The 14,979-nt window shown below is 70.9% G+C and carries 13 protein-coding genes; 5 read left to right on the top strand and 8 right to left on the bottom strand.

Annotated features, from left to right (window positions below; translation table 11 throughout):
* Positions 1-62: 62 nt before the first annotated feature.
* The 4 genes from ACX9TP_RS12575 to ACX9TP_RS12590 form a co-directional block, all read right to left on the bottom strand.
* Positions 63-434, bottom strand: coding sequence for a hypothetical protein (locus ACX9TP_RS12575; protein WP_482979958.1), 372 nt, complete (start codon positions 432-434; stop codon positions 63-65).
* Positions 431-667: a hypothetical protein gene (locus ACX9TP_RS12580; RefSeq protein ID WP_482979959.1), complete on the bottom strand. Its 237-nt coding sequence runs from the start codon at positions 665-667 to the stop codon at positions 431-433. The genes ACX9TP_RS12575 and ACX9TP_RS12580 overlap by 4 nt, the downstream gene beginning before the upstream one ends.
* Positions 668-675: 8 nt before the next feature.
* Positions 676-1,569: a hypothetical protein gene (locus tag ACX9TP_RS12585; protein ID WP_482979960.1), complete on the bottom strand. Its 894-nt coding sequence runs from the start codon at positions 1,567-1,569 to the stop codon at positions 676-678.
* A 346-nt stretch (positions 1,570-1,915) separates the two neighbouring features.
* Complete coding sequence (locus tag ACX9TP_RS12590) at positions 1,916-2,392, bottom strand: FBP domain-containing protein (RefSeq protein WP_482979961.1); 477 nt, start codon at positions 2,390-2,392, stop codon at positions 1,916-1,918.
* A gap of 195 nt (positions 2,393-2,587) precedes the next feature.
* Here ACX9TP_RS12590 and ACX9TP_RS12595 point away from each other — a divergent pair, with 195 nt between their 5' ends.
* The 3 genes from ACX9TP_RS12595 to ACX9TP_RS12605 are packed head-to-tail and all read left to right on the top strand — an operon-like array spanning position 2,588 to position 5,702.
* Positions 2,588-4,159: a flavin-containing monooxygenase gene (locus ACX9TP_RS12595; protein WP_482979962.1), complete on the top strand. Its 1,572-nt coding sequence runs from the start codon at positions 2,588-2,590 to the stop codon at positions 4,157-4,159.
* The gene (locus ACX9TP_RS12600) at positions 4,156-5,001 is read left to right on the top strand and encodes an SDR family NAD(P)-dependent oxidoreductase (RefSeq protein WP_482979963.1); all 846 of its coding nucleotides are present in this window, start codon (positions 4,156-4,158) and stop codon (positions 4,999-5,001) included. The genes ACX9TP_RS12595 and ACX9TP_RS12600 overlap by 4 nt, the downstream gene beginning before the upstream one ends.
* Positions 4,998-5,702, top strand: coding sequence for a QsdR family transcriptional regulator (locus ACX9TP_RS12605; RefSeq protein WP_482979964.1), 705 nt, complete (start codon positions 4,998-5,000; stop codon positions 5,700-5,702). The genes ACX9TP_RS12600 and ACX9TP_RS12605 overlap by 4 nt, the downstream gene beginning before the upstream one ends.
* Before the next feature lie 13 nt (positions 5,703-5,715).
* Here ACX9TP_RS12605 and ACX9TP_RS12610 read toward each other — a convergent pair whose 3' ends face one another.
* Entirely contained in the window at positions 5,716-6,990 is a 1,275-nt protein-coding gene (locus tag ACX9TP_RS12610; RefSeq protein WP_482979965.1) for an APC family permease, read from the bottom strand.
* Positions 6,991-7,078: 88 nt separating this feature from the next.
* Positions 7,079-9,253, bottom strand: coding sequence for a hybrid sensor histidine kinase/response regulator (locus tag ACX9TP_RS12615; protein ID WP_482979966.1), 2,175 nt, complete (start codon positions 9,251-9,253; stop codon positions 7,079-7,081).
* A gap of 416 nt (positions 9,254-9,669) precedes the next feature.
* Here ACX9TP_RS12615 and rsgA point away from each other — a divergent pair, with 416 nt between their 5' ends.
* A complete protein-coding gene (gene rsgA, locus ACX9TP_RS12620; protein WP_482979967.1) occupies positions 9,670-10,761 on the top strand; it encodes a ribosome small subunit-dependent GTPase A in 1,092 nt (363 codons plus the stop codon).
* 148 nt (positions 10,762-10,909) lie between these two features.
* A complete protein-coding gene (locus ACX9TP_RS12625; protein ID WP_482979968.1) occupies positions 10,910-12,271 on the top strand; it encodes a TAXI family TRAP transporter solute-binding subunit in 1,362 nt (453 codons plus the stop codon).
* A 539-nt stretch (positions 12,272-12,810) separates the two neighbouring features.
* Here ACX9TP_RS12625 and ACX9TP_RS12630 read toward each other — a convergent pair.
* Together ACX9TP_RS12630 and ACX9TP_RS12635 are read right to left on the bottom strand one after the other, a co-directional pair.
* Positions 12,811-13,305: a hypothetical protein gene (locus tag ACX9TP_RS12630; protein WP_482979969.1), complete on the bottom strand. Its 495-nt coding sequence runs from the start codon at positions 13,303-13,305 to the stop codon at positions 12,811-12,813.
* Between the two features lie 13 nt (positions 13,306-13,318).
* The gene (locus ACX9TP_RS12635) at positions 13,319-14,944 is read right to left on the bottom strand and encodes a hypothetical protein (RefSeq protein WP_482979970.1); all 1,626 of its coding nucleotides are present in this window, start codon (positions 14,942-14,944) and stop codon (positions 13,319-13,321) included.
* Positions 14,945-14,979: the final 35 nt, after the last annotated feature.

The raw sequence follows: 14,979 nt of genomic DNA on the forward strand, positions 1-14,979 counted from the left end.
TCAGCGGAGGAGTGCTTTCGCGAGGACCGGTTCGCCTCTCAAACGTCCACTGACAGCAATTGCTACCGCAAGGGCGACTGCGGCATCTGGTTCCGCATCACGAGCAGGACCTGGTTGATGGTGTTCACCCAGACCTGCGTCGCGACTTCATCCACGTAGATGGCGTCCTTCATGAGCTTGAACATGAAGTCATTGCCATTGCGCAGGACGAGGTGGACGCTGTTTCCCTTCCAGAAGCTCTTGTGGATTTCCGCGCGGTCGATGTCCTTGATGTAGAAGTTGAAGATCAGCGTTCCAAGCTGGTCCTCGGCGAAGATGCGCTTGTTCGTCATCGTCGCCAGGTAGTCCCAATAGAGCGTCTCATTGGGCTTGCGCGTCTTGGCGATGGCCTGCTTCTTCACGGCTTCGCCGGGTCCCAGAATCACCTGTGTCATCGGGTCTGCTCCGCCGGACGGTTGCTCTGGAAGAGGTAGCCGTCCCGATACAATTCCGTGTAGCCGCACTTCAGGCAGGACGCCGCGAACAGCGGGAGCGGCTGGTCCTCCGGGTAGCCTTCATCGGCCTCGATGGTGAACCGGCAGTTGGCCAGGTTGAGCACCACGCCAGGGCAGTTGATGCAGAAGGCGGTCTTCTCGTTGTTCTTCGCCGGATCCGGACGAATGGGCATGGCGCTCACTACTCCGTGATCTTGTTGTGGCCGCGCGGCGTCGTCCTGTCGATCTTCTCCCGCGCCTTCTGGTTCTTCATGCGGTCGATGCCCTGCTGCGCCCGGTCGGCCATCTCCTTGTCCCGGTAGTCGGCCTCGGCATCCATGAGGGTGCCCAGGCCGCGACCGATTTCGTTCGCGACCCGGAGGCCCGCGCCGGCGGCGGCAATGCCCTTCCCAACCGCGGGATTGACGGTGCCCACCAGGCCTCCGACGGCGGAGATGTCACCCGCGATCTTGTCGGACTTGTCGTACATCTCGTCCCGGCGCTGCTGGTGGGGGGCCCGCTCGATGCCCGCCATGACTGGCACGTCGAACGGGTCGTTCTCGGCGGAGAAGAAGCCGCCATCCCCGGCGTCCCCAGCAGCGAAGTCCTCCTGCGGCGCCTCCTCGGTGAAGGCCTCCTGCGGCGCCTCCTCGGTGAAGGCCTCCGCGGCCGCCTCGCCGCCATCCGCGAACTCATGCTGCTCGGGGAGCGGCGGCAGGCCCATCCGCTCCCGGAGGGCCGGAAGTGACGGGCCGTCCTCGCTCAGCAGCGAGCGCAGTTCGTCCGGAGACGGCTCCGGCGGATGCCGGGGCGGAAGCCTCTGCCCGGGTCGCCGGCCGCGAGGCTCGCGCGTGTCCATGGGCTCCTGGGCGGGCTGGACGGCGCTGAAGGGGTCCGCCGTCACGTCGTTGCCGGAGAAGAAGTCGCCTCGGTCCTCGGGCGGCGGCCGTGTGTGCCGGGTGGGGGCCTGGCGGCGCCCATTCACCGCGGACCGTGGATCATCGGCTCGGCTGGGATTGCGGGCCCCGGCAGGGACCGTCTCGACCGACGCCTCGCCCTCGCCCTGCGGCATCACATCGTCAAACCAGTTCGACATGTTTCCCCCTCATGGGAATATTCCCACGTTGCTGTCGCAATCCTGTGTCATGCAACGAGAGGGCGTCAAGGTAGGGGTGCGTCAAGGTGGCGTGACGCACCACGTTGCGCCACGTGTAGCCCGGTGCTCGGGGTGACAGTCCCATCAAGCGGGTAGGGCGGTGTCCTCGCCGGGGAACGCGAGCGCCGTGCGCGCAAAGGCATCCCGATGCTCCAGGACGATGGGGCCATGTTCCCCGCCGGGAACCACCCACAGGCGTGACTGGGGAATGGACCGGTACAGCAAGACGGCTTCGCGGCACGACAGCGGGAGACGCCGCACGCGCGTCCCGCCGCGTGCGGTGCGACTACACCACGGGCTGTGGCTGGGACTCGATGCCGAGCGCCTCGTGCGCGAAGCGGAACATGCGCGCGTTGAGCTGCTCGAGGAACTGGAGCGGGTGGCGTCCGGAGCGGTCCGCCGCGTCCTCCAGCTTCTCCTTGCAGCGCAGGTCATTGCAGAGCGTCACCCCGACGCGGCGCTTGTTGTCCACGTCGGTGGTGAGCATGCCCACCTCGCTGGACGAGCCGTAGCTGTGGCACCACTCGCACATGCGGTAGGTCGGCTCCCCGCCCGGCGGCTCGCGGCGGAAGATGATGCCAATGGGCTTGCGGCTGCCGGGCGCGGAGAAGATGAGGTACACGCGCGCGCCGGACGTCTCCGTCCACGCGAGGTAGTCCCGGACGAAGAGCGGGAAGGTGATGCCCTCGGGCATCTCGATGACCCGGCGGTCTCGCGAGCGGAAGGACTCGATGAGCGCCCGGTCGTTCTCGAATCGAAACACGCAGACTCCTTGGCGAACGCCTGCACTAACAGGCGAATCGGTCCATATCCACTCGAACCAGGGGAGCAGCCGGGCCGCTTCCCGCCCGAGCCCCCGGCCCTCCGTCGCCCATGCGTCATATCCTGGATTCGACGCATCCCGCTTCAAGACGCCATCCTGTAGCATGGGTGCCGCCTGTCTCCCCGGGAGGTTCCAGTGCCCTCACGACATCCCCCCCACTTCCACATCGCCATCGCGGGAAGTGGCTTCGGCGGCCTCGGCATGGCCATCCGCCTCAAGCAGTCAGGGCTCCAGGACTTCGTCATCTTCGAGCGCTCCCACGACGTGGGCGGCGTCTGGCGTGACAACGCGTATCCGGGCTGCGCGTGCGACGTGGAGTCGCACCTCTACTCGTTCTCCTTCGCGCCCAACCCGGCCTGGTCCCGCTCCTTCTCCCCGCAGGGGGAAATCCACGCCTACCTGCGAGACTGCGCGGACCGCTTCGGCGTCCGGCCGCACGTGCGCTTCCAGCATGCCGTCCAGGAGGCCTGGTGGGATGACGCGCGGCAGCGCTGGCATCTCCAGACCTCCGAGGGCCTCTACACCGCGGACGTCTTCATCTCCGCGGTGGGTGGCCTGAGCGAGCCCGCCATCCCCCGACTGCCCGGCCTGGAGCGCTTCCAGGGCAAGGTGATGCACTCGGCGCGGTGGGACTCCGGCTATGCGCTCGCGGGCCGGCGGGTGGCCGTCATCGGCACCGGTGCCTCCGCCATCCAGTTCGTCCCGGCCATCCAGCCCCAGGTGGGGCGGCTGCTCCTCTTCCAGCGCACGCCGCCCTGGGTGGTGCCCAGGAAGGACCGCTCCATCAGCGAGCGGATGCGGCGGCTGTACCAGCGTCTGCCGGGCATGCAGCGCCTGTCGCGCGGGGCCATCTACGCGCTGCGCGAGGTGCTGGCGCTCGGCTTCATGCACCCGTGGATTCTCGGGCTCGCCCAGCGGCGCGCGCTCAAGCACCTGGAGCGCTCCATCCCCGACCCGGTGCTGCGCGCGAAGGTGACGCCGAAGTACACGCTGGGCTGCAAGCGCGTGCTCGTCTCGGATGACTACCTGCCCGCGCTGGCGCAACCGAATGTCGACGTCATCACCGACGGCATCCGCGAGGTGCGCGAGCACGCCATCGTCACCGCGGACGGCACCGAGCACGCCGTGGACGCCATCATCCTCGGCACCGGCTTCCAGGTGACGGACATGCCCATTGCCCGCCACATCCACGGGCGCGACGGGCGCTCGCTGGTGGAGGCGTGGGGCGGCACCATGAAGGCGCACCTGGGCACCACCGTCAGCGGCTTCCCCAACCTCTTCATGCTGCTGGGGCCCAACACGGGGCTGGGCCACACCTCCGTCATCCTGATGATCGAGAGCCAGATTGACCATGTCCTCGGCGCGCTGCGCTACCTGGAGGGCCGGGGGCTGGCCGCGGTGGAGCCCACGCCCGAGGCCCAGGCCGACTTCATCCAGCAGCTCGACACGCGCATGGCCGGGACGGTGTGGATGCGGGGCGGCTGCGTGAGCTGGTACCTCGACGCCACGGGGCGCAACTCCACCCTCTGGCCGGGCTTCACCTTCACCTTCCGACGCCGCGTGGAGCGCTTCGAGCCCTCCGAGTACGTCGCCATCTTCCCGCATCGCCGCAAGCCCGCCGCGCTCCCCGCGCCGGGGCCCCTGCCCGAGCGAGCGTCCCCGGTGTCCATGCGAATCCCCACGCCAGTCACGGGAGGCACCCCATGAAGACGGTGAAGAACAGAGTCGCCGCGATTACCGGCGCGGGCTCGGGCATTGGCCGGGCGACGGCGGTGCTGCTGGCGCGCAGCGGCTGTGATGTCGCGCTGTCCGACGTGAATGAGCAGGGCCTGCGGGAGACGGCGGACCAGTGCCGCGCGCACGGGGTGCGGGTGGACGCGGCGCGGGTGGACGTGGCGCAGCGCGAGGCCGTGCATGCCTGGGCGGACGCGGTGGCGCAGACGCTGGGCGCCGTCCACGTCGTCGTCAACAACGCGGGCGTCGCCCTGGGCGCCACCATCGAGGACACCCGGTACGAGGACTTCGAGTGGCTGATGAACATCAACTTCTGGGGCGTGGTGCACGGCACCAAGGCCTTCCTCCCGCACCTGCGCGCGGCGGGCGAGGGCCACATCGTCAACGTCTCCAGCGTGTTCGGCCTCATCGGCGTGCCCACGCAGGGCGCGTACAACGCCGCCAAGTTCGCGGTGAAGGGCTTCACGGAGGCGCTGCGCCAGGAGCTGGAGGTGGAGGCCGTCCCCATCGGCGTCACCTGCGTGCACCCCGGCGGCATCAAGACGAACATCGCCCGCAGCGCGCGGGTGACGCACCGCAAGGGCTGGACGGACGAGCGCTCCACCCGTGACTTCGAGAAGTCCTTCTCCACCACGCCGGAGAAGGCCGCCTCGGACATCCTCTCCGCCATCCTGAAGAACCGGCGGCGCCAGCTCATCGGCGGGGACGCCGTCTTCATCGACCTCATGCAGCGGATGCTGCCCACGCTGTACCAGCGCCTGGTGGTCGCGGGGGCCCGGCGCCGGCGGCGCAAGCTGCTGGAGAGCGCCACGTGAAGCCCCCCCGTGCCCTCAAGCGCCGCGCCGCGCCCGAGGCCCCGGAGCACCCGGCCCCGCCGTCCCGCCGCGCGCGAGCGCCCGTCCGGCCCACCCCGCTGGCGCGGCGGCTGGAGGCGCCCTCGAAGGCCACGCCCCAGGACCTCTTCGCGCTGGCGCTGGCCTGGTGGAGGCAGGGCGAGCGCTTCGACATCGGCCGCATGGCGCAGGCGCTGGGCGTCAGCCGCGCCACGGTGTTCCGGTGGGTGGGCAGCCGCGAGCTGCTCTACGGCGAGGTCATCTCCTCGCTGTTCGAGGCGGCCCTCGCCACCGCCCGGGAAGGCGCGCGCGGCGAGGGGCCGGAGCTGGTCGCGGACGTCACCCGGCGGCTGTTCGAGCTGCTGGTGACGGACGCGCCGCTGCGCCGCTTCGTCCAGCAGGACGCCGAGTACGCCATGCGCATCCTGATGTCGCGCAGCAGCACGGTGGAGCAGCGCTGCGCCGCCTGTATCCGCGCGTCCCTGGAGGAAGCCGTGAAGCAGGGCCACCTGAGGCCGGTGATGGACCTGGACGCGCTGGCCTACGTCATCATCCGCATCGGCGAGTCCTTCCTCTACCGGGACGCGATTACGGGAGACCCGGTGGACGTGGAGTCCGCCATCACCGCCATCCGCATCCTCCTCACCGTGGAGAAGCAGGACGTGCGGTGGAAGGGGCGCTGAGCGGCGCCCGCGGCTACTCCGGCGCCGCCGTTCGCGCCGGGCTGCGCAGCGCGTACAGCGCGCCGCCCACCGCGAGGGCAATGGCCCCGGCGATGAGGTTGCGCGGCTGCGCGCTGAGGGCGAAGACGACGCACAGCCCGGCGGCGGCGATGGGCACCACCGGCCCGCCGGGAATGCGGAAGGCGCCCGGCTGCTGGGGCAGCTTGCGCCGCAGCACGGGGATGGCCATGGCGGTGCCGAAGTAGGTGGCCAGCCGCGCCACCACCGACAGGGTGGCGAGCACCTCGAACGAGCCCGAGAAGGCCAGCGGCAGGGCGATGGCCGTCTGGGTGAGGATGGCCACCATGGGCGTACGGAAGCGCGGGTGCAGGGACGCGAGCGGCGCGGGGCCGAAGCCGTCGCGCGCCAGTGCGTAGAGGTAGCGCGGCCCCGCGAGCACCGTGTTGCTGTTGGTGCCCAGGATGGAGAGCACCGCCCCCACCGTCATCAGCAGCCCGCCCCAGCCTCCGAGGAAGCGCGCGGCCGCGTCCGCCAGCGGCGTCTTCGCGTCCACCACGCCCGGCAGCGTGCCCAGCGCCACCCACTGCACCGCGGTGTAGATGAAGGTGACGACGCCAATCTGCACCACCAGCGCGAAGGGCACGTCGCGCTTCGGATTCTTGAACTCACCCGCCGGCGCGGCCGTGTTCTCGAAGCCCGCGTAGGCGAAGAGGAGCAGCAGCACCGCCGCGCCCAGGCTGCCCTCCGTCTTCGGCACCACCGACGCCGCCTGCTCCCAGGACATGGCGAACAGCCCCGCGCCGATGAAGAGCAGGAGCGGCACCGTCTTCGTAATCGCCAGGAAGACGGCCGTGCGCGCCCCGGACTTCACGCCCACGACGTTGATGGCGGTGAGCAGCAGCAGGGGCAGGGCGATGGCGAGCGCCCGCCCCACGCCGTCATTGGCCTGCGGCCACAGGTAGCCCAGCGCCCGCGCGAAGCCCGCGGAGAGCGACGCCACCGAGGACACGCGGGCAAGCCACGTCATCCACCCCACCTCGAACCCCACCAGGTCGCCGAAGGCCTCGCGCGTGTAGACGTAGGCGCTGCCGGGCCGGTCGAAGTAGCTCGCCGCCTCCGCGAAGCACAGCACCAGCAGGAAGACGCCCAGCCCCGCGAGGACGATGGCGCCCACGCTCGCCGAGCCGAGGTTCGCCGCCGCCGCCGCGGGCAGCAGGTACACGCCGCTGCCGATGACGTCATTGATGGAGAAGCCCACGATTTCCCAGCGGGAGACCGCGCGCTTCATGCCGAGGTCCGCGGGGGGCGCGGAAGGAGGGGTCGTCATGCCGGGGGACGATAGTCGGAGCCGCCTCCCGCTGTACCCGGAATTCCCGTCAGGCCGGATTCAAGCCGAGCGGCAGGCTCACCTCGAAGCAGGCCCCCTGACCGGGCTGGCTCTCCAGGTGGATGGTGCCGCCGTGGGCCTCGACGATTTGCCGGGCGAGGTAGAGGCCCAGGCCCAGGCCCCCGTAGTGGCGCTCGGACACCGCGCGCTCGAACTTGCCGAACAGGCGCGGCAGCGCCTCGGGGGAGATGCCGATGCCCTCGTCCCTCACGGTGATTCGCGCGCGCCCGCCGTCCGCCGCCAGGCGCAGCTGGACGGGCCGGCCCGCGCCGTACTTCACGGCGTTGGACAGCAGGTGGGAGACGACCTGCTCCATCCGCTGCCGGTCGAACGCGCCCACCACCGCCTCCGGCGCGTGCAGGTCCAGGCGGCAGCCCGCCTTCGCGCAGTCCACCTCGAAGGCCGTGCCCACCTCGTGCAGCAGGCCGGCGAGGTCCACCGGCTCGCGGTGCAGCTCCAGCCGTCCGGCGCTGAACTGCGACACGTCCAGCAGGCCGTCCACGAGCCGGCCGAGCCGCCGTGTCTGGGTGCTCACCGTGTCCAGCACGGAGGCGACCTTGTCCACGGGGAGCATGCCTCCGGGCGCGAGCTGTGTCTGGCGCTGCAGTGCCTGGACCTTGATGCGGATGGGCGTCAGGGGCGTGCGCAGTTCGTGGCTGGCCACCGACAGGAACTCGTCGCGCAGGCGCACGGCCTGCTGCGAGGCCTGGTACAGACGGGCGTTGTCCACCGCGAGCGCCGCGCGCCGCGCGAGGTCCTCGGCGAGGCGCACGTCCGCCTCCGTGTAGTGGCGGCCCGACTCGGCCTGCATCAGCGAGAGGGTGCCCAGCACCCGGCCGCCCGCGATGAGCGGAACGATGACGTAGGAGCGGATGCCCAGCCGCCCCAGCAGGTCCAGCCGCTCCCCGCCTCCCCACGCCGCTCCCCGGAGCGCGTCCTCCGGGATGTGGGCCATCCAGTCGGGCTCGCCCGTGCGCAGCACCTGGTCAACGCCCCGGAGGGCGTCCGGGGGACGCGGATGGCGACGGAGGTACTCCTCGAGGTGCCGCGCCTTCTCCGGGTGCTCATGGATGACGACGAGGTGCTCGACGCGGCCGCGCTCATCGAGCACGTCCACCGCGCACCAGTCCGCGAGCGTGGGCACGGTGAGCCGCGCCAGTTGCTGGAGGGTGGCGTGGCTGTCCAGCGAGTTGCCCAGCAGGGCGCTCGCCTCGGCGAGGAAGCGCTGCGCCTCTTCGCGCCGGCGCAGCGCGTGCTCGGCTTCCTTCAGGAGGGTGATGTCCTGGAAGGTCACCACCGCGCAGGCGGGACGCTCGCCCAGGGCGGGCACCTGCGCGGTGTCCACCATCACGGCCCGCTGTCCCCGGGGCGTGCGCGCGAGGAGCTGGAGCCCGGAGATGCTCTCCCCGCGCGCGGCGCGCATGGCGGGGTACTCCGACGAGGCGAGCTCGCGGCCCGTCATGTCCACCAGGCGGAAGGCCCGCGCGTAGTCGTCCTCCGACATCGCCCGGGGGAAGGTGGCGCCCCAGTATTCGTCGGCCCTCGTGTTGGCGAAGAGGATGCGGGCCGTGTCGCGCTCCACCAGGATGAGGGGCACGGGCAGCCACTGCAGGACGGACTGGAGCCACTCCTGGTGGGCCCCCAGCGTCGCGTTGAGGGCATCCACCCGCTGGCGGTCCGCCTCCGCGAGCCGCAGCGCCCGCGCCTCGCGGGCGCGCAGGTCGCTGCGCTCCCGCTCCCGCGCGTGCCATAGCTCCAGGAACACGGCGACCTTGGCGGTGAGCTGCTCCGCGAAGAGGGGCTTGTGGAGGAAGTCCACCGCGCCCGCGCGGTAGGCGCGCGCGGACAGCAGCGCGTCCTGCGCCGCGCCCGTCATGAAGAGCAGCGGCACGGCCTGGTGGCCCGGCAGCTCGCGAATGCGCCGGGCCGTCTCGAAGCCGTCCCACGCCCCCGCCAGGTAGACGTCCAGCAGCACCGCCACGAAGTCCTGCCGCTCCAGGGCCTGGACGGCCTCCTCGCCCGACGCCACGCACACGAGCGCGACGCCGAGCGGCTGCAGCGCCCGCTGGAGCGCGACGGCGTCCGCCGCCGAGTCCTCCACCAGGAGGACCGCGGGGCGGGTCTCGGAAGCTGTCACGCCGCGCACGTCGATTGCGGCACTCAAGGGGGCCCTCCAGGAAGATGGGTACAGGCGAGCGACCTGATGTGGGACATCGGAGGGGGGCGCTCGTTCCGGCGGCAACATGGGCGCATGTCCCCGCTCATGCCAGTCCCACCTGACGTTCCTCGTGCGGGTGCCAATGGCCCGGCGGGGTGGAGTGCCCGGTTCTGGACGTTGGACGCGGGCGGAGGAGTTGTTATGAAGGGACGCGAAGGGCGGCGATGGACGTTCCGCCCCACGTACCTGGGAGGCACCATGAACGCGGACCTTGTCCTGACGGTGAATGCCCTGTCCGCCCCGAGGGTGCGGGCCGCCTAGGCGGCCACGAAGGTCCGGCGCAACGCGCGGTCCGCTCCCCTCCGGGTGCCCTGACGAACCAGGTGCGCCTGTCGGCACCGCCGTGTCCGGAGTTGCTTCCCGTGTCCCTCGAGTCTCTCGGCTGGAATCCCGCTTTCGCTCTCGCCTTCTCCGACGTCCTCTCGCAGTCCTCCCTTCCCCTCGTCCCCGGCCGCGTGGTGCGCCAGGCGCGAGGGCTGCTCTCCGTCCAGACCTCCGAGCGCGTCCTCCTCGCGCGCACCGCCGGACGGCTCCTCCACGACGCGCCCGACGCCGAGGCGCTGCCCACCATCGGCGACTGGGTGGCGCTCCAGCTCCCCGCCAGCGGGGACGGCGAGGCGCTGCTGCACGCCGTGCTCCCGCGCCGCGGGGTCCTCATGCGCCGCGAGGCGGGCCGCGAGCGCGAGGGCCAGTTGCTCGCGGCCAACCTGGACGTGGTGTTCCTGGTGGCCGGGCAGGATGACGACTTCAACCCCCGCCGCCTCGAGCGGGCGCTCGCCCTGGCGTGGAACAGCGGCGCGGCGCCCGTGGTGGTGCTCAGCAAGGCGGACCTCCTGGGCGACGTGGAGGCGCGCGTCCAGGACGTGGAGGCGCTCGCCCCCGGCGTGCCCGTGCTGGCCCTGAGCGCGCACACCGGAGAAGGCGTGGAGGCGCTGTGCGCGTGGCTGCCCGCCGGGAAGACGGGCGCGCTGCTCGGCTCCTCGGGCGTGGGCAAGTCCACGCTCGTCAACCGGCTGCTGGGCGAGGAGCGCCTGGCCACGCAGCCGGTCCGCGAGGACGACAGCCGCGGCCGCCACACCACCACCCACCGCGAGCTGTTCGCGCTCCCCGGCGGCGGGCTCCTCATCGACGGCCCGGGCATGCGCGAGCTGGGCGTGTGGGGTGACGAGGAGGGCGTGGACCAGGCCTTCGCGGACATCCTCGCGCTCGCCGAAGGGTGCCGCTTCACCGACTGCCAGCACCGGAGCGAGCCGGGCTGCGCGGTGCGGGAAGCCGTGGCGAAGGGCGGGCTCGAGGCCGCGCGGCTCGCCAGCTTCGAGAAGCTGCGGCGCGAGCAGGCCCACCAGGCGCGCCAGACGGACGCCGTCGCGCGGCGCGAGCACCGGCGCCACGTGAGCAGCCTCACCCAGGCCGGCTGGGAGCGGGGGAAGGCCAAGCGGCGCGGCGACAGCTGACCTGAAGCCCGGCGCCTGACTGGCGGCGGTGGCGCCCCCACCGCCGCCAGGGCGGCGCCACCGCCGTCCCGGGGCGCATGCCTGCCCGGGCTCCGTCCGGCCTTGTCCGGCGGGGAAGGGCGGGCGGCGTCTATACTCCGCCCCCACCATGAAGAAGACGGACCTCATCAAGGCCCAGCTCCGGCGCACGCTGCGCCGCGACCTGTGGCTGACCCTCGGCCCCGCGCTCGTCCTCATCAGCGTCGCGTTCGCCGTGACGTTCTACTTCGTCAAGCCCGCCCCCCCGAAGACGCTCGTCATCGCGACACCGCAGGACGAGGGCGGCTTCCGGTACTACGCGCGCAAGTACGAGGCCATCCTCGCGCGAGACGGCATCAAGCTGGACGTGCGCCCCACGAAGGGCTCCGTCACCAGCATCGAGATGCTCGCCGACGAGAGCTCGGGCGTGGACGTCGCCTTCGTGCAGAGCGGCACCGTCAGCGCGGAGAAGGCCGCGAGCGTCGTCTCGCTGGGCAGCCTCTCCTACGTGCCGCTCTGGGTCTTCTACCGGGGCGAGCCCATCGAGGACGTCCGCGCGCTGCGCGGCCGGCGCATCTCCGTGGGGCCGGAGGAGAGCGGCACGCGCTCGCTCGCCCTCACCCTGCTCAAGGCCAACAAGGCGGACGAGGCGCCGACGCAGCTGGTCGCCCTCGGCCGCGAGGAGTCCATCGAACAGCTCAAGCAGGAGAAGCTCGACGCGGTGTTCCTCGTCGCTCCCGCGGAGTCCCCGGCCATCCAGAAGCTGGCGGCGGTACCGGGCATCCACATGCTCAGCTTCGCCCGCGCGGACGCCTATACCCGCCGCTTCACCTACCTCACCCGGCACGTGCTGCCGCGCGGCGTGTTCGACCTCGCGGCGGACGTCCCCGCGCAGGACGTGACGGTGCTGACGCCCACCGCCAACCTCGTGGCGAAGGACTCCCTGCACCCCGCGCTCGCGTACCTGCTCCTGCGCGCCGCCAGCGAGGTCCACGGCAGCGCCGGCATGCTGGACAGGACGGGCGAGTTCCCCGCGCCACTGGAGACGGGCTTCCCCTTGAGCAGCGAGGCCCGCCGCTACTACGAGTCCGGCGTGCCGCTGCTCCAGCGCTACCTGCCGTTCTGGGCCGCCAACCTGGTGGACAGGCTCTGGGTCATGCTCGTGCCCATCATCGCCGTGGTGGTCCCCCTCGGGCGCGCCGTGCCGGCGCTCTTCCTCTGGCGGGTGCGCTCGCGCATCGTCCGCTGGTACGCGCGCCTGAAGGAAGTCGAGCTCCAGCTCGACGAGAATCCGGACCGGGAGACGCTGGGGGACATGCTGCGCCGGCTCGACGAGGCCGAGCGCGAGGTCAACCGCATCCCCATGCCGCTCTCCTACTCGGAGAACCTCTACTACTTCCGCGAGCACATCGAAGTCGTCCGCCGGCGGCTGCTGCGCCGGCTCGCGGACGCCCCGGCGCCCCTGGCGCACGAGGCGAAGGCGGTGGGCTGACGCGTCGGTGGGGTGTGGTTCCCTGTGGGCCTGAAAAAATAAATAGGGCCACGCTCAAGAATTCGGGCCCCGTGCGTATTTATTTTCGAAAGGTGGGGGCGCCGGGGCAGAGCCTCGGAGCCCAAGGGCTTCGGACGCAGAGCGTTCCGAAAGGTGGGCGGGGAGGGTGCCCGGGCGGTTGACGGCACTCAAGGTTTCGGACGCTTTGCGTCTGAGGGTGGGGGGAGGCTGGCCCGGGGGGGCTGGCTTCAAACGGTGTAGGGGGCGCCCCAGAGTGGGGGCGCGTGGTCATTGGGAGCACGTCGAGGGGGCGTGCTCCCAATGCTTTTTTTCTGGAGTCTGAAGTCCTGGAGCCCCGTCAAGGTGGCTCATACGGCGGGAAGTGCGTCGGGGGGCGCGCTTCCCGCTGTGTTTTTTCAGGGCTCCGCGCGTTCCGCCGCCGCACCCGGACGCCTTCCGCGGGCCCGAAACGAGCAACGGGGCGAGCAGGAATCCCCGCTCGCCCCGCCGTGTGTCTCGTGGACTGCCCGACGTGAGGCCTACTGGCCGCCCGAGGGCATGACCTTGATGCGCTCACCGTCGCTGCCGGTGACGGTGGTGCCGGACGACTTCTGCTGCTCCTTGGTGGGCGTGCCCACCGAGAAGCTCACCACCTTCGACATGGGGGCGCCCTGGAAGGTGCCGGTGACGGCCACCACCAGCAGCGAGCGGCCGGGGCCGGGCGTGAAGTCCACGTCGAAGGACGTCTCGTCCGCGCGCGCGAAGCTGCCGCCCTTCACGGGCGAGCCGGCGCTCTTCACCGCCAGGCCGTCCACGCCCGAGACATTCACCTGGACGTCGCTGGCCGCGGAGTCGAAGCGGAGGGTGACGTGCGCCTGCGTGTCGTCCACCTTCGCCTCCACCGCCACGGGGGCGGCCACCTTGGCGGTGTCCGTGCTGGCCGGGGGCGTCGTGGACTTCGCCTGGGAGCTGCAGGCCACCGGCGCCGTCAGCGCGAGGAGGCCCGAGAGGACTGCGAGTGCCTTGCGATTCATGTGTGCTCCTCGTTCAGGGGCTGGTGATGGAGACGTTGGCGGAGTAGTCCTGGTCCCTGGCACTGAAGCCCGTCACCACCAGCACGTACTGCGTGCCGCTCGTGCTGGGGATGCTGACCGACTCGGTGCCCTGGTACGACTCGTCCGCGGAGCCCACCAGCTCGCCGCGCTTGTAGATTTCGATACCCACGTCTTCCGACGCATTCGCCGCGGAGATGTTCATCGTCCGGCCGGTGCCCGAGAACACGAAGTAGCGGTTCTGCTGCTGCTTGTTGTAGTCGACCTTGCCGTGCAGGGTGGCAGTGGCGCTGTACGGGTACGAGTTGGGCACGAACGTGTACATGGCCCGCAGCTTCGAGTCCCCCTCGCCGAACGGCGACGTCACCGCGCCGATTCCGTAGTGGGCCATCAGCGTGTTCACCGCCGCCTCGTTCACCCCCGGCTGCGCCTTGAGGCCGGTGATGAAGGAGCCGATGGTGGTCAGCGCGTCCGTCGACCGCTGCGGCCCCACCAGCACGTCGTAGATGGGCCCCAGGCCCAGCGCCACGCCGTCGTACCCCTCGTTGGAGCCGGAGTCGTAGAGGTCATAGAGCGCGCGCATCACGCTGGACTCGGAGAACACGCTCGGCGTCGGGTCATCCGTGGGGCTGGTGGGCGCCGTCTCCGCGTCGAAGCCGAAGGCCGTCGGCGGGCCGCTGGGCGAGCTCGCCCACAGGGTGTCGACGTACATGGACTCCGGCAGGAGCATGGCGGCGAGCGCATTGCCGTAGCCCTCGCCGAAGGACAGGCGCGGGTCCAGCACGTCGCCCGAGCTGTGCGGGCCGCCGGGGCTGTCCGAGCGCGACAGGTTGGCCTCGAAGTAGTGCCCCCACTCGTGGACGATGACGTGCGAGTCGTACTCGTCCGTGTCCACGCCCGCCTTGCCGAGGATGTAGATTTCGTTCTCCGTGAAGGAGAAGTGCGACGTGCTGATTTCGCCGTTCGCCTTGTTCCCGTTCTGGGGCACGTTGTCCGGGCTCCAGTTCACCTTGAGCGCGGGGAAGGTGGCGGGGCGCACCGCCATGAAGGCCTTGGACGCGGTGTACATGCTGTCCAGGATGGCGAAGGGCGCCGCGGTGCGCGCGTTGGCGGTGTAGGCCGTCCCATTCCAGCCGTGCGTCGCACGCAGGTTCTTCGTCGTGGTGGTGGCGGTGATGGTGTCACCCACCGCCCAGATGGCGTTGTCGTCCGTGTTGTCCTCGACCTGGATTTCCGGGTTCGTGGACTTCGCGAGCGCGACGAGCGTCAGCGTGCCGCAGGTGCTCGGGGTGAAGTTGAGCTGGTAGTTGCCCTGGTCGTCCGTCGTCCCGGTGGTGAGGGTGTTCGTCCCCTGGCGCACCTGGACGACCGCGCTGCGCACCGGCCGCTCGGCCGCCTGCGCGAAGCCCAGCGTGCCAGTCTTCGTGCTCGTCGAGTAGGTGGCCGGGATGAAGTCGTAGGTCACCTTGCCGCTCAGTGTCACCGGGCTGCCGGCGCCGCCCGTGCAGTCCTCGTCATCATCGTCATCATCATCGTCGCCGCACCCCACCAGCGCGAGCGTGAGCGTGAGCGCCAGCACCTTTCCGGTGAAGCCCCAGTCTGACCTGCGAGACACGAACATTCCGTTCTCCCCCTGCCGCTCGCGAGTCGAGGGCA

It is taken from the genome of Pyxidicoccus sp. M15 (assembly GCF_056858435.1).

What these genes read in the sequence shown, in the direction of transcription:
- ACX9TP_RS12580 (WP_482979959.1), bottom strand. Translation starts at nt 667, where the DNA reads ATGCCCATTCGTCCGGATCCGGCGAAGAACAACGAGAAGACCGCCTTC.
- ACX9TP_RS12635 (WP_482979970.1), bottom strand. Translation starts at nt 14,944, where the DNA reads ATGTTCGTGTCTCGCAGGTCAGACTGGGGCTTCACCGGAAAGGTGCTG.
- ACX9TP_RS12585 (WP_482979960.1), bottom strand. Translation starts at nt 1,569, where the DNA reads ATGTCGAACTGGTTTGACGATGTGATGCCGCAGGGCGAGGGCGAGGCG.
- ACX9TP_RS12575 (WP_482979958.1), bottom strand. Translation starts at nt 434, where the DNA reads ATGACACAGGTGATTCTGGGACCCGGCGAAGCCGTGAAGAAGCAGGCC.
- ACX9TP_RS12630 (WP_482979969.1), bottom strand. Translation starts at nt 13,305, where the DNA reads ATGAATCGCAAGGCACTCGCAGTCCTCTCGGGCCTCCTCGCGCTGACG.
- ACX9TP_RS12610 (WP_482979965.1), bottom strand. Translation starts at nt 6,990, where the DNA reads ATGAAGCGCGCGGTCTCCCGCTGGGAAATCGTGGGCTTCTCCATCAAT.
- ACX9TP_RS12600 (WP_482979963.1), top strand. Translation starts at nt 4,156, where the DNA reads ATGAAGACGGTGAAGAACAGAGTCGCCGCGATTACCGGCGCGGGCTCG.
- ACX9TP_RS12625 (WP_482979968.1), top strand. Translation starts at nt 10,910, where the DNA reads ATGAAGAAGACGGACCTCATCAAGGCCCAGCTCCGGCGCACGCTGCGC.